The 21,575-nt window shown below is 71.7% G+C and carries 19 protein-coding genes and 1 pseudogene; 12 read left to right on the top strand and 8 right to left on the bottom strand.

Annotation, left to right across the window (positions count from 1 at the left end; translation table 11 throughout):
• The first annotated feature begins 162 nt into the window (after positions 1–162).
• Positions 163–543, top strand: a complete 381-nt coding sequence (locus PSU4_RS08210; RefSeq protein WP_147104412.1) for a hypothetical protein — start codon at positions 163–165, stop codon at positions 541–543.
• Between the two features lie 344 nt (positions 544–887).
• On the opposite strand, the gene PSU4_RS08200 is transcribed toward PSU4_RS08210, so the two are convergent.
• The 3 genes from PSU4_RS08200 to PSU4_RS08190 form a co-directional block, all read right to left on the bottom strand.
• Positions 888–2,207, bottom strand: coding sequence for an ABC1 kinase family protein (locus PSU4_RS08200; protein ID WP_147104409.1), 1,320 nt, complete (start codon positions 2,205–2,207; stop codon positions 888–890).
• A gap of 94 nt (positions 2,208–2,301) precedes the next feature.
• On the bottom strand, positions 2,302–2,841 hold the full coding sequence (locus tag PSU4_RS08195) for a DUF1697 domain-containing protein (protein ID WP_147104407.1): 540 nt from the start codon (positions 2,839–2,841) through the stop codon (positions 2,302–2,304).
• Between the two features lie 16 nt (positions 2,842–2,857).
• Positions 2,858–4,057, bottom strand: a complete 1,200-nt coding sequence (locus PSU4_RS08190) for a CoA transferase (protein ID WP_147104405.1) — start codon at positions 4,055–4,057, stop codon at positions 2,858–2,860.
• 235 nt (positions 4,058–4,292) lie between these two features.
• On the opposite strand from PSU4_RS08190, the gene PSU4_RS08185 reads away from it, so the two are divergent.
• From PSU4_RS08185 to PSU4_RS08170, 4 genes and pseudogenes are all read left to right on the top strand, one after another.
• Positions 4,293–4,934 (top strand): DedA family protein, encoded by a 642-nt coding sequence (locus PSU4_RS08185; protein ID WP_147104404.1) that lies wholly within the window; start codon positions 4,293–4,295, stop codon positions 4,932–4,934.
• Positions 4,935–4,987: 53 nt separating this feature from the next.
• Positions 4,988–5,245 carry a hypothetical protein gene (locus tag PSU4_RS08180; RefSeq protein ID WP_147104403.1) on the top strand — a complete coding sequence of 86 codons (258 nt, stop codon included), beginning with the start codon at positions 4,988–4,990 and terminating at the stop codon, positions 5,243–5,245.
• Between the two features lie 170 nt (positions 5,246–5,415).
• Positions 5,416–5,868, top strand: a complete 453-nt coding sequence (locus PSU4_RS08175; RefSeq protein ID WP_147104402.1) for a nitroreductase/quinone reductase family protein — start codon at positions 5,416–5,418, stop codon at positions 5,866–5,868.
• Between the two features lie 321 nt (positions 5,869–6,189).
• Positions 6,190–6,681 (top strand): annotated as a pseudogene (locus PSU4_RS08170) (cation diffusion facilitator family transporter); the annotation flags it as partial.
• Between the two features lie 91 nt (positions 6,682–6,772).
• On the opposite strand, the gene PSU4_RS08165 reads toward PSU4_RS08170, so the two are convergent.
• Positions 6,773–8,227, bottom strand: coding sequence for a glutamate synthase subunit beta (locus PSU4_RS08165; RefSeq protein WP_147104399.1), 1,455 nt, complete (start codon positions 8,225–8,227; stop codon positions 6,773–6,775).
• Positions 8,220–12,788: a glutamate synthase large subunit gene (gene gltB / locus PSU4_RS08160; RefSeq protein ID WP_147104396.1), complete on the bottom strand. Its 4,569-nt coding sequence runs from the start codon at positions 12,786–12,788 to the stop codon at positions 8,220–8,222. Before gltB ends, PSU4_RS08165 begins: the two co-directional genes overlap by 8 nt.
• Positions 12,789–13,287: 499 nt before the next feature.
• On the opposite strand from gltB, the gene PSU4_RS08155 reads away from it, so the two are divergent.
• On the top strand, positions 13,288–14,034 hold the full coding sequence (locus PSU4_RS08155; protein ID WP_147104540.1) for a (2Fe-2S)-binding protein: 747 nt from the start codon (positions 13,288–13,290) through the stop codon (positions 14,032–14,034).
• Here PSU4_RS08155 and PSU4_RS08150 read toward each other — a convergent pair.
• Genes PSU4_RS08150 through PSU4_RS08140 form a run of 3 tightly spaced genes read right to left on the bottom strand, consistent with a single transcriptional unit; the run spans position 14,021 to position 15,740 of the window.
• Complete coding sequence (locus tag PSU4_RS08150; RefSeq protein ID WP_147104393.1) at positions 14,021–14,410, bottom strand: Asp23/Gls24 family envelope stress response protein; 390 nt, start codon at positions 14,408–14,410, stop codon at positions 14,021–14,023. The two genes, PSU4_RS08155 and PSU4_RS08150, sit on opposite strands and share 14 nt — an antisense overlap.
• Positions 14,407–15,075, bottom strand: coding sequence for an Asp23/Gls24 family envelope stress response protein (locus tag PSU4_RS08145; protein ID WP_246115000.1), 669 nt, complete (start codon positions 15,073–15,075; stop codon positions 14,407–14,409). Before PSU4_RS08145 ends, PSU4_RS08150 begins: the two co-directional genes overlap by 4 nt.
• Entirely contained in the window at positions 15,066–15,740 is a 675-nt protein-coding gene (locus PSU4_RS08140; protein WP_246114999.1) for an RNA polymerase sigma factor, read from the bottom strand. Before PSU4_RS08140 ends, PSU4_RS08145 begins: the two co-directional genes overlap by 10 nt.
• Positions 15,741–15,955: 215 nt before the next feature.
• On the opposite strand from PSU4_RS08140, the gene PSU4_RS08135 reads away from it, so the two are divergent.
• From PSU4_RS08135 to clpX, 6 genes are all read left to right on the top strand, one after another.
• On the top strand, positions 15,956–16,129 hold the full coding sequence (locus tag PSU4_RS08135; RefSeq protein ID WP_147104390.1) for a CsbD family protein: 174 nt from the start codon (positions 15,956–15,958) through the stop codon (positions 16,127–16,129).
• 154 nt (positions 16,130–16,283) lie between these two features.
• On the top strand, positions 16,284–16,628 hold the full coding sequence (locus PSU4_RS08130) for a hypothetical protein (RefSeq protein ID WP_246114998.1): 345 nt from the start codon (positions 16,284–16,286) through the stop codon (positions 16,626–16,628).
• Positions 16,629–16,899: 271 nt separating this feature from the next.
• Entirely contained in the window at positions 16,900–18,384 is a 1,485-nt protein-coding gene (gene tig / locus PSU4_RS08125) for a trigger factor (protein ID WP_147104387.1), read from the top strand.
• A 255-nt stretch (positions 18,385–18,639) separates the two neighbouring features.
• Positions 18,640–19,251 carry an ATP-dependent Clp protease proteolytic subunit gene (locus PSU4_RS08120; RefSeq protein WP_147104530.1) on the top strand — a complete coding sequence of 204 codons (612 nt, stop codon included), beginning with the start codon at positions 18,640–18,642 and terminating at the stop codon, positions 19,249–19,251.
• Positions 19,252–19,262: 11 nt separating this feature from the next.
• Positions 19,263–19,877: an ATP-dependent Clp protease proteolytic subunit gene (locus PSU4_RS08115; RefSeq protein WP_186816815.1), complete on the top strand. Its 615-nt coding sequence runs from the start codon at positions 19,263–19,265 to the stop codon at positions 19,875–19,877.
• A gap of 177 nt (positions 19,878–20,054) precedes the next feature.
• A complete protein-coding gene (clpX, locus tag PSU4_RS08110) occupies positions 20,055–21,335 on the top strand; it encodes an ATP-dependent Clp protease ATP-binding subunit ClpX (RefSeq protein WP_147104382.1) in 1,281 nt (426 codons plus the stop codon).
• The last annotated feature ends 240 nt before the right edge of the window (positions 21,336–21,575 follow it).

Below are 21,575 nucleotides of genomic sequence, written 5' to 3'. Positions count from 1 at the left end.
GTGTGATCCCGATGACAACGATCCTTGCGGACCCGTCGTCACCCGCCCGTCACGGACATGGCCCGGTTGCGCCGGTCGGGCGGATCCGGCAAGCATGGCCGGAAGGGCATGACCCGGACGGGCGAAGACGGGACGGAAGGGGACGAGGTGGCGCGGAGCCGGATGGCCATGCTGTTCACGATGCTGGCCGTGGCGGTCCTCGCGCTGACGGGCTGCACGGTGGCGACCGCGGGGACCGGTGTCGCCGAACGCGCCGACCGGCCGCTGACCCCGTCGCTGGAGGGCACGGTCTGGTCGGGCACCGACTCCGACGGCCGCTACTACGTCTTCCGCTTCAAGGCGGGCTCACGGCTCGCCTACACCAGCCCGACGGGCACGTTCGACAAGTCCAGCGACACCTGGACCCAGCGCGGCGCGACGATCACGCTCACCTTCAACAGCGGCTACGCCGTCTACAAGGGATCGATCGTGGGCAACGACATGGGCGGGCGCGCGTCGAACGTCGTCGGCAAGAAGTGGGAGTGGTCGGTCCGCAAGCAGTGATCGCCACTTTCTCCGGATCGGCCCTCGCCGACCCCGCCGCGACGGCGTGGACTGGGGTCATGGTCATCGATGCGGCGGCGGCCGCGGGGATCGCGGCGGTGGCGCTCGGGCTGGTCCTCACGCCCGGGCCGAACATGCTGTACCTGGTGTCGTGCAGCATTACCCAGGGCCGGCGCGCCGGGCTCGTGTCGCTGTTCGCGGCGGTCCCGGCGGCGTACACGGTGCTGAGATCGCGGGCGCGGCCCGGCTGCCCCCTGACAGCCTCCCGCCGAGTTCGACAGGAGACTGGTTCGATCACGCTCGGCACCAGTCTCCTGTCGAACTCGGCGAGGTCGGCGGGCGGCTCAGAACTCCGGCAGCCACTCCTCGGCCAGCGGGCGGGCGGCGACGGTGCAGTCGAGCTGGGCCAGGATGTTCGTCCAGCCCGAGAGCACCCGGACGATCAGCATGTGCTGCGGGGGCAGCGCGAGCGAACGGAGCGCCTTCCCGCGCAGGTCGAGGACCCGCGAGCCCTCCTGCGCCAGCCACGCCCGGTGGAAGCGGAACGTGTCGGTGCGCAGCGGGTCGGCGAGCGCCCCGATGTAACGCAGCACGTCCTCGGCCGGCACGTCCCCGCCGACGAACCCCTCCGCCAGCATCAGCCGCATCATCCTCGCGGGCTCGGCGTCGGCGACGTGGCGCAGGATGCGGGCCAGCACCGGCGGGAACCCGTCGGGCAGCTCGGCGACGGCACCGAAGTCGATCATCGCGAGCCGGCCGTCGGACAGCACCATGAAGTTGCCCGGGTGCGGGTCGGCGTGCAGCATCCCCACGCGCTCGGGCGAGGAGAACATCGTCTCGATGATCGTGTGCGCCCACTCGTCGCGCAGGGCCTGCTCGCGGGCGGTCGCGGCGGGCCGGGCCGTCATCGTGCCCAGCGACACCCCGTCGAGCCACTCCGCCACGATCACCTTCGGCGCCGACGCGACGACGGCCGGCACGTGCAGGTCCGGGTCGCCGGCGTAGGCGGCGGCGAAGCGGCGCTGGCGGTCGGCCTCGGCGCGGTAGTCGAGCTCCTCGAGCATCCGGTCGCGCAGCTCCCGCATCAGCGCCTTGGCATCCAGCGCGGGCACGATCAGCGTGAACAGCTTCGAGAACCGCTCGAGGGTGCGCAGGTCGGCGTCGAGGGCGTCGCCCGCACCGGGGTACTGGATCTTGACGGCGACCTCGCGCCCGTCGGCCCACACCGCGTGGTGCACCTGGCCGACGCTCGCGGCCGCGGCGGGTGTGTCGTCGAAGGAGCGGAACCGGCGCTGCCAGTCGCGACCGAACTGCTCGGCGAGGATCCGGTGCACCGTCGCGGCGGGCATCGTCGGACCCGCGGACTGCAGCTTGACCAGCGCCTGCTGGTAGGGCTCGGCGATCTCGGCGGGAATCATGGAGTCGTACACCGACAGGGCCTGGCCGATCTTCATCGCGCCGCCCTTGAGCCGGCCGAGCACGGCGAACAGCTGCTCGGCGTTGCGCTCCATCGCGCTCGCCGAGACCTGCTCCGCGTCGGCACCGGCCAGGCGTTTGCCCCAGCCGGCGACGGCCCGGCCACCGAAGGCCAGGGGCAGCGCGGCGATCCGGGCCGAGCGGGCCATGGTGCCCCGCGGGATCTCGCAGTACGCCGTGTTCGTCATGAGGAGAATCGTGCCGACGTGACGGGCCCGGGTCGCGGGGGATGACCCCGATATCGGAGGTGGTGCCACCCTCCCTGACATCGGGGAGTCCACCCTACGGAGCAAGCATCTCCGCGAGCTTCGTGACGGTGTTCCAGTTCCGTCCGGTGACGGTCACGCCCCACTTCCTGGCGACGAACGACGCCACGTCGGGGGCCTTGAGGACACCGTCGGGGCACCACTGGTAGATCACGCGGTCGCCCAGACGCGCCCGGTCCGGGTCGAGGGCGACGGCGTCGAACTCCTCGACCGTGGCCGCGGAGGGCACGGCGGACAGGAAGAGCGCCATCATCCGCGAGCCGTTGTCGGCGACGTCGGTGAACGGGTGCGCGGCGATGATCGCGTCGACCTCCGCCTTGGTGACCACGACGACCCTGATGGCGACGCCGTACTCGGACTCGAGCGCCTTCTCCACCTTCGCGGTGACCTTCGCCGGTGTCGTGCGGGACGCGCCGACGACGGCGTTGCCGCTCTGCAGGTGGGTCCGCACGTCGTCGAACCCCAGGCCCGTCAACAGCTCGCGCAGCTCGGCCATGGGCACCTTGCGGTTCCCGCCGACGTTGATCCCGCGCAGCAGCACCGCGTACTTCGGCATCGGCGCAGCCTAAGCCTCAGATGGTGCCGCGCTCGTGCAGACCACCGATCTCCGCCGACGACAGGCCCAGCCGCTCGGCCAGCACCTCGTCGGTCTCGCGGCCCAGCAGCGGTGAGGGCCCGGCGGGGCCGTGGGCGCCGTTCCAGCGCAACGGCGTGCGGGCGGCGACGACCGCGCCCGCACCGGGGACGACCTCGTCGGAGAGCACGGGGTAGGTGCCCTTGCGGTGCGCGGCCACGACGTCGGTCATGCCGCGGTAGGCGCTCCACAGGACGCGGGCCTCGTCGAGCTCGCGGCTGGCCTGCTCCAGGCTGCGCGCGGCGAACCAGGGCCGCAGGATCGCCGCGATCGTCTCCCGCAGCCGGTAGCGGTCGGTCTCCTGGGCGAGGTCGGCGCCCAGGGCCGCTTCGAGGGCGGAGAAGACGTCGCCGGTCCCGGTGACCGTGCACAGCGCCTTCCACTGGCCCTCGGTGAGCGCGACGACCATGACGCGCTCACCGTCCTTGCAGGGGAAGTCGACGCCGAAGCTGCCGTAGACGTGGTTGCCGTGGCGGGGCCGGTCCTGCCCGCTCGCGGCGACCTCCGACAGCCAGCCCATGTCGGCGACGCCGGCGAGCGCGACGTCGGCCAGCGCGATCTCGATGTAGGCGCCCCGGTCGTGGCGGTCGCGGTCGCGCAGCGCGGAGAGCACCCCCGTCGCGACGGTCATGCCGGTGACGAGGTCCCACGCGGGCAGCACGTGGTTGACCGGCGCTCCGCCCTCGGCCGACCCGGTGATCTGGGGCAGCCCGACCTCGGCGTTGACGGTGTAGTCGACGGCCGGGCGCCCGTCGGGGTGGCCCTGTACCCGCACGTGGATCAGGTCGGGGCGGCGCTGCGTCAGCACCTCGTTCGACATCCATCGCCTGCCGACGACGTTGTCGACGAGCACGCCCCGGTCCGGGCCGGGCGCGGTGATCAGCGCGACGACCAGCTCGCGACCCTCGTCGGACCGCATGTCGACGGCCACGCTGCGCTTCCCGCGGTTGAGCGCCGCCCAGTAGTAGCTGTCGCCGCTGGGTGCGACCGGCCAGCGTTTGTGGTCGTTGGCGCCGCCGAGCGGGTCGATGCGCACGACGTCGGCGCCGAGGCGCGACAGCGCGAGCCCCGCGGTGGGGCCCGCGACGAAGCTCGCGCACTCCACGACCTGCAGGCCCTCCAGCGGACGGACCGTCATCGCACCTCCCGGTTCGCGACGCGCCGCCGTGGCGCGCCCCGTCGAACGGTAGCCGGGCCGTGGCCGGTCGCGTCCGTGCCGCCGCTCACCGCGCTGCGCCGACCGGCGGATTGCCCGCTGCGCCGTCGGGGGTGAGGCTGGCCCTACCTCTGGTTGGCGGGCGGCCCCCACTGATTCGGGGGCGTCGATCGCGAAGTATCGACGTCGGTCGCCGCCACGAGAGGGGAGTGCGAGCGTGGACGTCGTCTCGATCTGCACGGCCGTTCTGCACAGCCCATGGCTGCCGCTGGCGCTCGTCGTCCTCGTCGCGCTCGACGCGCCGTTCCCGATGCTGCCCAGCGAGACGATCCTGATGACGGGGTACGCCGCGGCGTTCGCCGACGGTGACGTCGGCGCCGTCGCCCTGCTGGTCCTCGCCGCGTTGCTGGGCTGCGTGCTGGGCGACCTGCTGGTGCACGCGCTGGGCCGGTCGTCGACGCGGCTGGTGGCCCGCCACGTCGACCGCGCCGGCCCGGTCGCGCAGTGCGTGACGGCGACGATGCTGACCCGGCCGCTGGTCGCGCTCGTCGCGGCGCGGTTCGTGCCGAGCGGACGGCTCGTCAGCACGGCGGTCGCGGGCCGCGTGGGGCTGCCGGTACGCCGGTTCGTGCCGTGCTCGCTGGCGTCGTCGTCGGCGTGGGGTGTGTACATGCTGGTGGCAGGCCTGCTGCTGGGGCCGGTCGTGGCCGAGAGCCCGCTCGTCGGTCTCGCGGTCGGCGCCGGGATGGCCGCGGTGACCGCGTCCGCGTTCGGCATCTACTACCGGCTGCGGGTTCGACGGCTGCGGCGCGAGGCGGTGGCCGCCGAGCCCGCAACCGCGTATTTCGTCGCTGCGTGACACCGCCCGGCCGGGATCTTCTCCTGGCCCGGCTGACGGCGAATACTTGCGTCATGTCGACGATGACGTGGGTGGCCGAGGTCGGCGAGGACAACGCGCGATGGCTTTCCACCGAGAGCCGTACCGCCCGCCTCGCCCCTGAGTACCGGCCGATGGATATCGGTGGGGGCCGGATCGAGCTGAGCAAGCGTGCCCTCGGGGCGATCCGGGAACTGGGTGAGGAGGAGGACGGCTTCATCACCGACGACGGCGACGGTCTGCGGGTCTGGATCGGCGACGACGCGTTCGAGCTGGAGCTCATCGAGTCCTGACCTGACTACGTCTGTGAGCGGCAATAGTCGCTGGAGCGACTATTGCCGCTCACGACCCCGATCCTGCCGGCCGTTGATCCGAAACGAGAGCACTGCTCTTGACGTGGGCGCGCAGGAGAGGTTCACTGTCCTCGACAGAGAGCACTGCTCTCGAAACCGAGGAGGACACCGTGACCGCCACCGCCGCCCGCTACATCGCCCCCGGCCGCCTCACCGCCCTGTTCAACGGCGCCGTCGCCGGACTCACCCGCCTCGGCGTCAGCGTCTGGGGCAGCAGGGTCCTCGCCGTCCGCGGCCGCACCAGCGGCGAGTGGCGGACCACACCGGTCAACCTGCTCACCGTCGACGGCGAGCGCTACCTCGTCGCCCCGCGCGGGGTCACCCAGTGGGTGCGCAACATCCGCGTCGCGGGCGGCGGCGAGCTCCGCGTGGGCCGGCGCACCGAGACCATCGCCGTCACCGAGCTCGACGACGCCGCCAAGCCCGCGATCCTGCGCGAGTACCTGCGCCGCTGGAAGTTCGAGGTGGGTGTCTTCTTCGACGGGGCGGACGCCTCCGCCGACGACGCGTCCCTGCTCGTCATCGCGCCCGGCTACCCGGTCTTCCGGCTCCTGCCCGCGTGATGCGACGCCCCGGACAGACCAACCGGGACCGGTGGAGGCTCCCCGTTCCACCGGTCCCGGTCACTCGGACAACGCGCGGGCGGGCGAGGAGTTTCGGTCCCTCGCCCAGGGCCGTCGAGCGGGCACCCGGCGTCGGCGACCGGCACGACACGCCGATGATCACAACAGCCTGACGACTCGACGGGGCGCCCACATCCCTTGTGCCGTCGGCAGATCAGGACGAACCGGTCACCGCCGACAGCCCACCCGGGGACAACCGTTGCAGGGGCGGCGCCCCGCCCCGAGGGGTCATACGCTGCGCACGTGGCCGAACCCCGCGCGGCCGTCCGCCAGCTGCGCCGCGAAGCCGCCGCCGACGACCTGTCCTCGCTGGAGTGGTTGCGCCGCACCGACGATCCCACGGTCAAGACGGTGTTCTTCGAGGACTCCGCCGCGCTCATCGGGCTGCTGCTGGCCTTCGGCGGCGTCGGGCTGCACCAGCTCACCGGCTCCGCGATCTACGACGGCATCGCCTCGCTGCTGATCGGCCTGCTGCTCACCGGCGTCGCCTATGTCCTGGGGCGCACCAACAAGGGCCTGCTCGTCGGCCGTCAGGCCGACCCGCGGACCGTCGTCGCGATCCGCGACGCACTCGCCGCCCGGCGCGAGGTCGACTCCGTGGTCTACCTGCTCACGATGATGCTCGGCACCGACCAGATCCTGGTGTGCGCCAGGCTCGACTTCGACGACACGCTCGGCGCGGCCGATCTCGAACGCACCTGTGTGGAGATCGACGCCGACCTGCGGGCGCGCTTCCCCGACCTCGCCGAGGTGTCCCCCTGATCCCTGAACGCCGAGTTCGACATCCGACTGGTCCCGACCATGATCGAAGCAGTCTCAGGTCGAACTCGGCGCGGACGACGCGTCAGGCGATCTGACGGTCCGTCGGGTTGATCGGGCGGGGGAGGACGTCCCGGCCGGTCAGGAACCGGTCGACGCCCGCGGCGGCCGAGCGGCCCTCCGCGATCGCCCACACGATCAGCGACTGGCCGCGGCCCATGTCGCCCGCGGAGAACACGCCGTCGACGCTGGTCATGTACGCGTCGTCGCGCGCGACGTTGCCGCGCTCGTCGAGCTCCACGCCCAGGTCGGTGACGAGCTTGCCCTTCTCCGGGCCGACGAAGCCCATCGCCAGCAGCACGAGGTCGGCCCGAAGCTCGCGCTCGGTGCCGTCGACGGGCACGAAGCGGCCCGACTCGTCGCGGCTGACCTCGACGAGGCGCAGCGCGCGGACGTGGCCGTCGGAGTCGCCGACGAACTCGGTCGTGTTGACCGCGAACAGGCGCTCGCCGCCCTCCTCGTGGGCCGAGGAGACGCGGTAGACCATCGGGTAGGTCGGCCACGGCATGCCCGCGGTGCGGTGCTCCGGCGGCGTCGGCATGATCTCCAGCTGCGTCACCGAGGCGGCGCCCTGGCGGTGCGAGGTGCCGAGGCAGTCGGCACCCGTGTCACCGCCGCCGATGATCACGACGTGCTTGCCCTCCGCCGAGACCGGCGGTGCGTCGATGTCGCCCTGCTGCACGTGGTTGGCCCACGGCAGGAACTCCATCGCCTGGTAGATGCCCGCGAGCTCACGCCCCTCGACGGGGATGTCGCGCCACGCCGTCGCCCCGCCCGCGAGGACGACCGCGTCGAACTCGGCCCGCAGCTGCGACGCGGTGATGTCGGTGCCGACGTCGACCGACGCCCTGAACAGGGTGCCCTCGTCCTTCATCTGCTGGAGGCGGCGGTCGAGCCGCGCCTTCTCCATCTTGAACTCGGGGATGCCGTAGCGCAGCAGGCCGCCGATGCGGTCCGCCCGCTCGAACACGACGACCTCGTGCCCGACCCGGGTGAGCTGCTGCGCGGCGGCCAGGCCCGCGGGCCCGGAGCCGACGACCGCGACCTTCTTACCGGTCCGCACCTGCGGCGGCTGCGGGGTGACCCACCCTTCGTCCCAGGCGCGGTCGATGATCTCGATCTCGACCTGCTTGATGGTGACGGGGTTCTGGTTGATCCCCAGCACGCACGCCGCCTCGCACGGGGCGGGGCACAGCGTCCCGGTGAACTCCGGGAAGTTGTTGGTGGCGTGCAGCCGCTCGATGGCCTCGCGCCAGTCGTGGCGCCAGACCTGGTCGTTCCACTCGGGGATGAGGTTGCCCAGCGGGCAGCCCTGGTGGCAGAACGGGATACCGCAGTTCATGCAGCGCCCGGCCTGCTTCTCCAGGTTCTCGCGCGGGAAGTCCTCGTAGACCTCGCGCCAGTCCATCAGGCGCAGGTCGACGGGACGGCGCTTCGGGGTCTCCCGCTCGGTGGTGAGGAATCCCTTCGGGTCAGCCATGCGAGGCCTCCATGATCGCCTCGTCGACATTGCGGCCGTCGCGTTCCGCGGCGGCACGCGCCTTGAGGACGCGCTTGTAGTCCTTGGGCATGACCTTGCCGAAACGTTCGACGGCCACGTCCCAGTCGGTGAGCAGGGCGCGCGCCACGGCCGAGTCGGTCTCGGCGTGGTGGCGCTCGACGATGTCGCGCAGGAACTCGCGGTCGGCCTCGTCGAGCGGGTCGATGTCGACCATCTCCGGGTTGACCCGGTGCTGCGGCAGGTCGAGCACGTAGGCGACACCGCCCGACATGCCGGCCGCGAAGTTGCGGCCGACCCGGCCGAGTACGACGGCCTTGCCGCCCGTCATGTACTCGCAGCCGTGGTCGCCCACGCCCTCGACGACGGCCGTCGCGCCCGAGTTCCGGACACAGAACCGCTCGCCGACGATGCCGCGCACGAAGATCTCACCCGACGTCGCCCCGTAGAGGATGACGTTGCCCGCGATCACGTTCTCCTCGGCGGTGAACGGCGCCGTCGGGTCGGGACGCAGCGTGAGCCGGCCGCCCGAGAGGCCCTTGCCGAAGAAGTCGTTCGTGTCGCCGACGAGGCGCATCGTGATGCCCCGGGGCACGAACGCGCCGAACGACTGCCCGGCTGACCCCGTGAACGTGATGTCGATGGTGTCGTCGGGCAGGCCCTCGCCGCCCCACCGCTTGGTGAGCTCGTAGCCGAGCATGGTGCCGACGGTGCGGTTGACGTTGCGGACCGGCAGGTCGAGCCGGACCTTGTCGCCGGAGGCGAGCGCGCCCTCGGCGAGCTGGATCACCGTGTTGTCGAGCGCCTTCTCCAGGCCGTGGTCCTGGCCGCGGGTGCGGTGGCGCGAGCTGCCGGCCGGGGGCTTGGGCATGTAGAAGATCGGCCGCAGGTCGAGGCCCTGGGTCTTCCAGTGCCGCACCGCGTCGTCGGTGTCGAGCATCTCCGCGTGCCCGACGGCCTCCTCCAGGGTCCGGAAGCCGAGCGCGGCCAGGTACTCCCGCACCTCCTCGGCGATGAACCGCATGAAGTTGACGACGTACTCGGCCTTGCCGTCGAAGCGCTCCCGCAGGACGGGGTTCTGCGTCGCGACGCCGACCGGACACGTGTCGAGGTGACAGACGCGCATCATGATGCAGCCCGACACCACCAGCGGGGCCGTCGCGAAGCCGAACTCCTCGGCGCCCAGCAGGGCGGCGATGACGACGTCACGACCGGTCTTCATCTGACCGTCGGCCTGCACGACGATGCGGTCGCGCAGGTTGTTGGCGATCAGCGTCTGCTGGGTCTCGGCGAGGCCGAGCTCCCAGGGGCCACCCGCGTGCTTGATCGACGACAGCGGCGACGCACCCGTACCGCCGTCGTGGCCCGAGATGAGCACGACGTCGGAGTGCGCCTTGGCCACGCCCGCCGCGACCGTGCCGACACCGACCTGGCTGACCAGCTTCACGTGGATGCGGGCCCTGGGGTTGGCGTTCTTCAGGTCGTGGATGAGCTGCTTGATGTCCTCGATCGAGTAGATGTCGTGGTGCGGCGGCGGCGAGATCAGGCCGACGCCAGGCGTCGAGTACCGCGTCTTCGCGATCCACGGGTAGACCTTGCTGCCGGGCAGCTGGCCACCCTCGCCGGGCTTGGCGCCCTGCGCGATCTTGATCTGGATGTCGTCGGAGTTGACCAGGTACTCGCTGGTCACGCCGAAGCGGCCGGAGGCCACCTGCTTCACCGCGCTGCGCCGGCTGTCGCCGTTGGCGTCGGGGGTGAAGCGGTCGGTGTCCTCGCCGCCCTCGCCGGTGTTCGACTTGCCGCCGAGGCGGTTCATCGCGATGGCGAGCGTCTGGTGCATCTCCTGGGAGATGGAGCCGTAGGAGATCGCGCCGGTGGCGAACCGCGTGACGATCGACTCGACCGGCTCGACCTCGTCGATCGGCACCGGCGGGCGGACGCCCTCCTTGAGCTTGAACAGCCCGCGCAGCGTCATGAGACGACCTGCCTGGTCGTCGACCGCGCGGGTGTACTCCTTGAAGACGTCGTAGCGGCCCTGCCGGGTCGAGTGCTGCAGCTTGAACACGGTCTGCGGGTTGAACAGGTGCAGCTCGCCCTCGCGGCGCCACTGGTACTCGCCGCCGGACTCCAGGGTGCGGTGGGTGGCCCGCACGTCGTCGCGCGGGAAGGCCTTGCGGTGCATCCGCAGTACCTCTTCGGCGAGGACGTCGAACCCGACGCCGCCCAGCCGCGACGTGGTCCCCGTGAAGCACGAGTCGATGACCTCGTGGCCCAGCCCGATCGACTCGAAGATCTGCGCGCCCGTGTACGACGCCACCGTCGAGACACCGATCTTGGACATCGTCTTGCGGACGCCCTTGCCCAGCGCCTTGACCAGGTTCTTCGCCGCGGTCTTGGCGTCGACGCCCGGGATGTCGCCCCGGTCGGCCAGGTCCTCGACCGTGGCCATCGCCAGGTACGGGTTGACCGCGGCGGCGCCGTAGCCGATGAGCAGCGCGATGTGGTGGACCTCGCGGGCGTCGGCCGCCTCCACGACCAGGCCGACGCGGGTACGGGTGCGCTCGCGGACCAGGTGGTGGTGCACCGCGCCGGTGAGCAGCAGCGACGGGATCGGCGCGTGCGTGGCGTCGACACCGCGCTGGGACAGCACGATGAGGTGCGCGCCGTCGGCGATGGCCTGCGAGACCTCGGCCTTGATCTCCTCGAGACGTTCGACGAGACCGTCGCCGCCCTTGGCCGCCTCGAACAGGCCGCGCACGGTGTGCGAGGCGAAGCCCGGGTACTCGCCGTCGTCGTTGATGTGGACGATGCGGGCCAGGTCGTCGTTGCCCAGCACGGGGAACGGCAGCACGATCGTGCGGCAGCTCGCCGGGCCGGCCTGCAGCAGGTTCTGCTCGGGACCGAGCTGGCTCTGCAGCGAGGTGACGAGCTCCTCGCGGATCGCGTCGAGCGGCGGGTTGGTGACCTGCGCGAACAGCTGGATGAAGTAGTCGTACAGCTGGCGCGGGCGCTCCGAGATGCCGGCGATGGGCGCGTCGTTGCCCATGGAGCCGATCGGCTCCGCACCGGTCATGGCCATCGGCCGGAGCAGGACCGTGAGCTCCTCCTCGGTGTAGCCGAAGGTCTGCTGACGGTGCTGCAGCGCCGAGTGCGCGATCTGCTCGCGCTCGCGGTCGGGCAGCTCCTCGAGCCGGATCAGGCCCGAGTGCAGCCACTCCTCGTACGGGTGCTCGGCGGCCAGCTCGCCCTTGATCTCGTCGTCGTCGACGATCTTGCCCGCGGCCGTGTCGACCAGGAACATGCGGCCCGGCTCGAGCCGGCCCTTGCGCACGACCTGCGACGCCGGCACGTCGAGCACGCCGACCTCCGAGGCCAGCACGACGAGCCCGTCCTCGGTGACCCAGTAGCGCGCGGGGCGCAGACCGTTGCGGTCGAGCACGGCGCCGATGACGGTGCCGTCGGTGAACGCGACGAGCGCCGGGCCGTCCCACGGCTCCATCAGCGTCGAGTGGTACTCGTAGAACGCCCGCCGTGCCGGATCCATCTCGGTGTGGTTCTCCCACGCCTCGGGGATCATCATCAGCACGGCGTGCGGCAGGCTGCGCCCGCCGAGGTGCAGCAGTTCCAGCACCTCGTCGAACGTCGCGGAGTCCGACGCGTCCGGGGTGACGACGGGCGTCAGCCGCTCCATGTCGCCGGGCAGCACGTCGGAGGCCAGCAGCGCCTCGCGCGCGGCCATCCAGTTGCGGTTGCCGCGCAGCGTGTTGATCTCGCCGTTGTGGGCGACGTAGCGGTACGGGTGCGCCAGCGGCCACGCGGGGAACGTGTTCGTGGAGAACCGCGAGTGCACGACGGCCAGGGCCGAGGTGACCCGCTCGTCGGACAGGTCGGGGTAGAACGCCTCGACCTGCGGCTCGGCCAGCATGCCCTTGTAGACGATGGTGCGCGGCGACAGGCTGGGGAAGTAGACACCCACGGTGTGCTCGACGCGCTTGCGCAGGCAGAACGTGCGGCGCTCCAGCTCGATGCCGGTGGGCGCCTCGGCCGCGGCGGGCTCGGAGCCGGCCACGAACAGCTGGCGGAAGCCCGGCATCGACGCGCGCGCGGACGGGCCGATGTCGGCGCCGTCGGGGTCGGTCGGCAGCTCGCGCCAGCCCAGGACCCGCAGGTTCTCCTCGGCGGCGAGCGCGTCGATGCGCGCGACGGCCTCGTCGGCCTTCGCCGGGTCGGCCGGCAGGAACGCGGTGCCGACGGCGTAGGCGCCGGGCTGCGGCAGGTCGAAGTCCACGACGGCCCGGAAGAACTCGTCAGGGACCTGGATCAGGATGCCCGCACCGTCACCGGTGTTCGTCTCCGCGCCACGTGCGCCACGGTGCTCCAACCGCAGGAGGGCCGTGAGACCCTTGCGGACGATGCCGTGGTCACGGCGGCCCTTGAGATCGGCGACGAGTGCGACACCGCACGCGTCGTGCTCGTGGTCGGGGGAGTAGAGCCCTCCCGACCTGCCCTCAGGGCCTCCGGTCTGCTCGCTGATCGCAGCCAACAGCTCCTCCTGTCGTCTCGGTGCACCCCGACGTTCGCATCGGGACGACGTGGACCTAATGGTTCCGAACAGAGTATCCGACACGCCCGCCTGGACGCGGGTGCTCGTCCGTTCAGGTGCACCAATCGGGAACTCGAATGCCAAACCCGTCGTTACACGGACGCGCGGCGGCAGGACGACCTCTCACGAACCGGGGTCGTCTGCGCACCACGAACGCGACCGCGCACAACTCCGGGTGCGGTCATCCGCGCAAAGCGTCGCACGCGGCCCCCGGATTCCGCTACTCACGCGGTGAGTGAGCAGGATGACTCCCGGCCCGACCTGCGAGAACCGCCCTGTTCCGAGGCCTGCCCGCCCGCGCGGAACCCAGTCGCGACCTGCGGAACACCGTGCCGAGAACAAGATCGTCACTCGTTCGGCCCAGTGGTGGTGACGGTCCGCGAACACGCCGGGTGGGCCGCCCGCCCCGGGGCCCACGGCCGTGCGTGACACTGTCGCCATGGGAGAGCGCGTCGACGTCCGGGCGGCACTCGCCGACGTCGCGGGGTTCAACGACTTCTTCCTCGTCGACACCAACCCGGCGGAGGCGGTCGACCCCACCTGGCGCCCGCTGGCCGAGCTCTGGACCGACCCCGCACCGATGGGTGCGCGGATCGCGCACGTCGGACGCGTCCTCGGCGGCGACGCCGGGCCCGTCGACGACCGCATCGCCGCCTCGATCACCATGCAGGGGATGGCTGCCCGGGTCCTGTCCGCACCGCTGGCCGTCGCGATCCTGCACGACGTCGTTCCCGCCCTGACCGCCGCCGACGTGCACTGGCGCGTCTCCGCCACCGGGCCGTGGCCGCTGTGGGTCGACGACCCGGGGGTGTTCGCGGGCCCCGGCCCGGACGTCGCCACCCTGGGGGCCCGGCTCGCCGGGTTCCTCGTCGACGAGCACCTCGCCCCGCTCGTCGACGCCGTCTGCGCCCACGTCCGCGTCTCACCGCGCACCCTGTGGGGAAACGCCGCCTCGTCGGTCGCCGCGGGGAAACGGCTGGTCGCGACCGGTCGCCCGCACGCCGCGCAGCGGGCCGCGGACATCGCCGCGGCGGTACTCGACCACCCCGCCCTCGCCGCCGCGGGGGAGCGGCTCGCGCCCGTCCGCCCCGACACGGGCTGGACCTTCCGGCGACGGTCCTGCTGCCTCTACTACAAGGCACCCGGCGGTGGGACCTGCGGCGACTGCGTCCTCACCGCGCGCTGACGTCGGCGTCGGTCGACGTGCTCGCGGGCCGGTCGATCAGCACGTCGACGACCGTCACCCGCACCAGCGTGTCGAGCCCGGTGTAGGCGCGGACCGCGTCCGCGACCTCCCGCTGCACCGCCACCACGAGGTCACGGCAGTTGAACCCCAGCCGCGTCACGACCGACAGCGACACCTCCGCCTGCCCGCCGTCGACGCGCGCAGCCACCACCGGTGCCCGTCGCGTCCCCAGCACCTGGCCGGCCAGCCCGAGCAGGGTCCCGGCGAGGTCGGTGCGCAGCGCGACGACGCCCGGCACCGCCGCGGCCGTCTCCGCCGCGACCCGCGCGACCAGCGCGTCCCCGGCGCGGAACGTCGTCTCCGGGTGGTCGCTCACCGTGCCGGGCCCGGTTCGTCGAGAAACACGTCGACCACCTCGATGTCCACCCGCGCCACGGGCACCCCCAGCGCCTGCTCGCCCGCCGCCAGCACCATCTGCCGCACCCGCGCGGTCGTCGAGGACAGGTCGACCCCGAACCGGGCCGTCACCGTCATCGCCACCTCGGCCGGACCGGGCCTGCCGTCGGACGACGACGGTCGCGCGATCCGGCAGCTGCGCGCCCGCATCCCGGCCATGGCGTCGACGACACCGCGCAGCACCGCGGCCGCCGCCGCCGCGTCGAGCGCCGCCGGGCCGTGGGGGGAGTCGAGCGGGATCAGGTCCCGCGGCCGCAGCTCCGCCAGCACCGCGCCGACGACCCTGTCGACGACCGTCGCCGGCGGCACCAGCGGCTCCTGCGCGAGCCTGCCAACCATCGCCTCCAGCCCGCGCGCGTCGGCCGCCGCAGCACCGCAGTGCGGGCAGTCGCGCTCGTGCTCGTCGAGCGTCCCGGCCTCGGTGTGGTCCCAGACCTCGGCGGCGTCGCGCCCACAGGCGAGGGGCTCGACCGGAACGTGAGCCTCGACCGCGCCGGGCGTGCGGGTGTAAGGGGTCCTGGTGTCAGGGGTCCCGGTGTCGGGGGTCCCGGTGTCGGGGGTCCCGGTGTCGGGGGTCAGCGCCACGGCCGCATCACCTCCGCCAGGGCCTTGCGTGCGCGGTGGATGCGCCCGCGCACCGTCGTCTCACGCGCACCCGTGATCTCGGCGATCTCCGCGTAGCCGAGGCCCTCCAGCTCACGCAGGACGAAGCACACCCGCTGGTCGTGGGGCAGACCCGTCAGCGCCGCGGCCAGCGCCGTCATCCCCGCGTCGAGCTCGGCCTGTCGTTCCGGCGACGCCGACCTCGCGCCGACGACGTCGCCCGCCTCGGTCGGGTCGGCGACCGGCACCGCGGGCCTCGTCCGGCGCAGCAGGCCCAGACAGCGGTTGGTCACGATGCGGTACAGCCACGTCGAGAACGACGCCTCCCCCCGGAACGACCCGATCCGGCGCCACGCGTCGAGCAGCCCGTCCTGCAGCGCGTCCTCCGCGTCGGCACGGTTGCCCAGCACCCGCACCGCCAGCCGGTACAACGCCACCTGATGGCGACGGGCCAGCGTCTCGAACGCGCGCACGTCGCCCTCCTGGGCGCGCACGACCAGGGTCTGCTCGTCGAGGTCGTCCGGGGTGGCGACGACAGGTCGCGCGGGCTCCGCCGCCGAGTCGGGCTGCGGCGCCGCGCGCGTGGGGTTCCGCCGAGCCGCTCCCGGCGCGGGGTGCAGCTCTCCGGCATCGTGCAACGCCGTCACCGCTCCCCCCGGATCTCGAACTGGTGGGCCGTACCCCGACGTGCTCCCCGTCGACCCACATCGTGCCTGCTGTGACCGGGCTCACCATACTGTGGCCGGAAATGCGGCGCGCCATCCACCGTGTAGCGCGAGGGGCCGTCGGGTATCCGGTCGTCGAGGGAACCGCAGCCGCCGGGACGACCCCCGGCGCCGGGACCCACCGCGAGGAGGTCGAGATGGGTCTGGACGACAAGATCGACAACAAGGCGCAGGAGATGGCCGGCAAGGCCAAGGAGGGCGCCGGCAAGGCGACCGACGACAGGAGCCTCGAGGCCGAGGGCAAGAAGGACCAGGTCGCCGGCAGCCTCAAGCAGGCCGGCGAGAAGGTCAAGGACGCCTTCAAGAAGTAGGTTGCAACACCTGCGCGGGGCCCCGGACGGCGACGTCCGGGGCCCCGGCGTTTGCCTGGCGGGCCCAGAACCCTGTGAGCGGCGATAGTCGCTAGAGCGACTATCGCCGCTCACGAGTCGTGCCACGACCCGGCGCGGCGCTACCGTTGTGGACGTGACCACGCCCGACGGCCCTCCGCAGCAGTCCGGCACGTCGGCGCCGCGGGGGACCGCGGAGGCCGTCGCCTCCGCCGTGCTCGCCCACCCCGAGGTCGACCGGCTCGACGGCGGTCCGTTCGGCGCGGTCGCGTCGTACCTGCCCGGCCGGCGGCTGCTGGGCGTCCGCGTCGGCGGACCGGGGGAGCCCACCCGGGTCGCGGTCGTCGTCCGGTTCGGCACGCCGTTGCCCGCCCTCGCCGGGGCCCTCGCCGAGCGCGTCCGCACGGTGCTCGGGCCCGTCGCCGTCGACGTCACGTTCGCCGACGTGGTACTGCCCGTCGGTGCCGCGGGACCCGGCTGAACGCCCACCGGGCACCGGCTCGACGCGCCGTCACGGTGACGTACGGCGCACCTCGCGGCGGTCCGGCATCAGGGTCTGTGACGGCTCGCCTAGACTCGGCCGGACCAATGACGCCGTCGCGCCGGCGTCACGACCGCCTCAGCGCGGTCGGAACCACTCCGCGCATCGTGTGACCAGCCCGGACGCCGCCAGCTCGGCAGGGGCCGGACGGTCCGCACGGCGCGGCGCGCGAACCGCCACATCGCCGGCCGCCAGTCCGAGGAGTACCACCGTGAAGAGCACCGTCGAGCACCTCAGCCCGACGCGCGTCCGTATCAATGTCGAGGTGCCGTTCGACGAGCTCAAGCCCGACTTCGACCGCGCGTACAAGAAGATCGCCCAGCAGGTCCGCATCCCCGGCTTTCGCCAGGGCAAGGCGCCGGCCCGCATCCTCGAGGCCCGCCTGGGCCGCGGTGTCGTCCTCGACGAGGTCGTCAACGGCGCGATCCCCGGCAAGTACAGCGAGGCCGTGACGGCGTCGGAGAAGGTCACCCCGATCGGGCAGCCCGAGATCGAGGTCACCGAGATCGCCGACGGCGAGAAGCTGACATTCACCGCCGAGGTCGACGTGCGGCCCGAGATCACGCTGCCCGACCTCGACGGCGTCACCGTCGCGGTCGACGACGTGTCGGTCACCGACGAGCAGGTCACCGAGCAGCTCGACTCGCTGCGCGCCCGCTTCGGCACCCTCACCGGTGTCGAGCGCGCCGCCGCGAACGACGACTTCGTCCAGATCGACCTCGCCGCGTCGGTCGACGGCAAGGAGATCGAGGAGGCCGCGACCACTGGGTTCTCCTACCAGGTCGGCCAGGGCGGCCTGATCGACGGCATCGACGAGGCCATCACCGGCCTGTCCGCCGGCGAGTCGAAGACCTTCACCTCGACGCTCGTCGCCGGCGAGTACGCCGACAAGGACGCCGAGGTCACCGTCACCGTCACCGCCGTCAAGGAGCGCAGCCTCCCCGACGCCGACGACGAGTTCGCCCAGCTCGCCAGCGAGTTCGACACGCTCGACGAGCTGACCACCGACCTCAAGGAGCGGCTGGGCCGCGTCCGGCGCATGGAGCAGGTCACGCAGGCCCGCGACAAGGTGCTCGACGCGATCGTCGACGCCACCGAGGTGCCGCTGCCGGAGTCGGTCGTCAACGCCGAGGTCGAGTCGACCCTGCACGACGCCGTCCACGCGTTCGACCACGACGAGGACAAGTTCGCGGAGTTCCTGAAGACGCAGGACAAGACCCGCGAGGAGTTCGACGCGGAGGCCCGTGCCGAAGCCGAGAAGTCGGTCAAGGTCCGGCTGATCCTCGACGCGCTGGCCGACGCGGAGGAGGTCTCGGTCAGCGACCAGGAGCTCACCGAGCGGATCGTCTACCAGGCCCAGCAGTACGGGATGTCGCCCGACGAGTTCGTCCAGCGCATCCAGCAGTCGGGCCAGCTCGGCGCGATCTACTCCGACGTGCGGCGCAGCAAGGCGCTGATCGTCGCCGTGCGGGCCGCCACCGTCACCGACGAGGCGGGCGCCGCGGTCGACCTCTCCGATCTCCTCGGCCCGGCCGACGACGAGGCCCCCGAGGTCGTCGAGGGCGACGTGGTCTCCGACGAGGCCGCGTCCGCCGACGCCGACGCCGCCTCCGACGAAGCTGCCTCCGACGAGGCCGGCGACGCGCCGGGCTCCGACGACGCCGACGCCGCCAAGGGTGCGTCCACCAGCGCCTGACCGTCCCGCTGTGGGCGCCGGGTGCGCCCACAGCGAACAACCCGTCCGAACGCGGACGCCGGTCCCGGCGTCCGCGTAGGGTCGGCGACACGGATCACCCCGGACGCCACGGGGCGGGCCGGGTACGCGAGCCGGGTACGGACAGAAGGCAGGAATGACGTGAGTGAGCCAGCAGGCTCAACATCGGACTACCGTCGAGGAGGGCTCGTGAGCCAGCAGGACAGCGGCCCGCGTTCCGCGGGCCTGCCGCCGGAGATGCGCCGCGGCGCGCCGACGTCGATGACGTTGTCGGACTCCGTGTACGAGCGGCTTCTCCAGCAGCGGATCATCGTCCTCGGCCAGCAGGTCGACGACGACATCGCCAACCGGATCGCGGCACAGATGCTGTTGCTGTCGGCGGAGGACCCCACCGCCGACATCGCGCTGTACATCAACTCGCCCGGCGGTTCGGTGACCGCGGGCATGGCCATCTTCGACACGATGGAGTTCATCGAGTGCGACGTGGCCACCTATGCGATGGGGCTGGCTGCCTCGATGGGCCAGTTCCTCCTGTCGGCGGGCACGCGCGGCAAGCGCTTCGCCCTGCCGCACTGCCAGATCCTCATGCACCAGCCGTCGGCGGGTGTCGGTGGTACCGAGTCCGACATCGCGATCCAGGCGGAGCTGTTCCGCCGGCACAAGCGTGAGATGGCGGAGCTGATCGCGGGCCACACCGGCCAGACGGTCGAGAAGATCACGGCCGACTTCGACCGCGACCGTTGGTTCTCCGCGCAGGAGGCGCTCGAGTACGGGTTCGTCGACCACGTGATCTCGCGTGCCGGGCAGCTGCCCGACGCAGCGTCGAACGGGAACGGGAGTGCCCAGTGAGCAACTTCCAGATGCCGCAGTCGCGGTACGTGCTGCCCTCGTTCGTCGAGCGCACGAGCTACGGGGTCAAGGAGTCCAACCCGTACAACAAGCTGTTCGAGGAGCGCATCATCTTCCTCGGCGTGCAGATCGACGACGCGTCGGCCAACGACGTCATGGCGCAGCTGCTGTGCCTGGAGTCCGCGGACCCCGACCGTGAGATCAGCATGTACATCAACTCGCCCGGCGGCTCGTTCACGTCGCTCATGGCGATCTACGACACGATGCAGTTCATCCGGCCCGACATCCAGACCGTCTGCCTCGGGCAGGCGGCGTCGGCCGCCGCGGTGCTGCTCGCCGCCGGGACCCCGGGCCGGCGCCTCGCGGTGCAGAACGCCCGGATCCTGATCCACCAGCCGGCCACCGAGGGCTTCTACGGCCAGGTGTCCGACCTGGAGATCCAGGCCGCGGAGATCACCCGGATGCGGCGGCTGCTCGAGACCACCCTCGCCAAGCACAGCGGCCGCACGGCCGAGCAGGTGCACGAGGACATCGAGCGCGACCGCATCCTCACCGCCGACGAGGCCAAGGACTACGGCATCGTCGACGAGATCATCCAGAGCCGGAAGCTGTCGGCCGTCGGCTGACGTGGTCGTCCGGTCCGGCGGGCCGGCGGCAGGGGCCTCGGGGCCTCGGATTCGACCGTCTGCCGAGCCGTTTCCCGAACAGGGCGTTTCGACGCTCCCCGGGAAGCGTGCTCGGCAGGTACCGTCACGAGCGGGCGCACCGCGTCGGTGTGCCGGATGGGACTGGGGTCTGCACTCATGGCACGCATCGGTGACGGCGGTGACCTCCTCAAGTGCTCTTTCTGCGGGAAGAGTCAGAAGCAGGTCAAGAAGCTGATCGCGGGTCCTGGCGTCTACATCTGCGACGAGTGCATCGATCTCTGCAACGAGATCATCGAGGAGGAGCTGGCCGAGGCCGGTGAGGTCAAGCTCGACGAGCTGCCCAAGCCCGCCGAGATCCACGACTTCCTCGACCAGTACGTCGTGGGCCAGTCCGCCACCAAGCGGACGTTGTCCGTCGCGGTCTACAACCACTACAAGCGCATCCAGGCGGGCGACAAGGCACGCGGAGCCGACGGCGACGGCGTCGAGCTCGCGAAGTCGAACATCCTGATGCTCGGTCCCACGGGCTGCGGCAAGACCTACCTCGCGCAGACGTTGGCCAAGCTGCTCAACGTCCCCTTCGCCATCGCCGACGCCACCGCGCTGACCGAGGCCGGCTATGTCGGCGAGGACGTCGAGAACATCCTGCTGAAGCTCATCCAGGCGGCGGACTACGACGTCAAGCGCGCCGAGACGGGCATCATCTACATCGACGAGGTCGACAAGATCGCCCGCAAGTCGGAGAACCCGTCGATCACGCGCGACGTCTCCGGCGAGGGTGTGCAGCAGGCGCTGCTGAAGATCCTCGAGGGCACCACCGCGAGCGTCCCGCCGCAGGGTGGCCGCAAGCACCCGCACCAGGAGTTCATCCAGATCGACACGACGAACGTGCTGTTCATCGTGGCCGGTGCCTTCGCGGGCCTGGAGAAGATCATCGGTGACCGGGTGGGTCGTCGCGGGCTGGGCTTCGGCGCGGAGATCCGCTCCAAGTCCGACCTCGAGTCGTCGGAGAGCTTCGCCGACACGATGCCCGAGGACCTCATCAAGTTCGGGCTGATCCCGGAGTTCATCGGCCGGCTCCCGGTCGTGGCGTCGGTGACCTCGCTCGACAAGGACGCCCTGGTCAAGATCCTGACCGAGCCCCGCAACGCGTTGGTGAAGCAGTACCGCAAGCTGTTCGAGATGGACGGCGTGGAACTGGAGTTCACCGACGACGCGCTCGAGGCCGTCGCCGACCAGGCGATCCTGCGCGGGACCGGTGCCCGCGGCCTGCGCGCGATCATGGAGGAGGTGCTGCAGTCGGTCATGTACGACATCCCGAGCCGCGACGACGTCGCGAAGGTCGTGGTGACGGAGGAGACCGTCCGCAGCAACGTCAACCCGACGATCGTGCCCCGGCAGCCTCCGCGCCGGGAGCGCCGCGACCGCTCGGCCTGACACTCAGCGCTTCACGCAACGCCGGTCCCCGGGTCAGGGGGCCGGCGTTCTGCGTTGCCGGGGCGAGCAACCCCCGCGCAACCTCACTGCTGATTTCCGGGCCGCGGACAGCAGTGCGGTTGCGCGCGAATGATCGGCGGCAACCTCACTGCTGATTTCCGGGCCGCGGACAGCAGTGCGGTTGCGCGCGAACGATCGGCCGCAACCTCACTGTTGTCGACGGGCCGTTTCGTGGCAGTG

Origin of the sequence: Pseudonocardia sulfidoxydans NBRC 16205, from assembly GCF_007989085.1 — a bacterium.
GTDB lineage: Bacteria > Actinomycetota > Actinomycetes > Mycobacteriales > Pseudonocardiaceae > Pseudonocardia > Pseudonocardia sulfidoxydans.
This window is presented reverse-complemented; position numbering and strand designations above follow the sequence as displayed.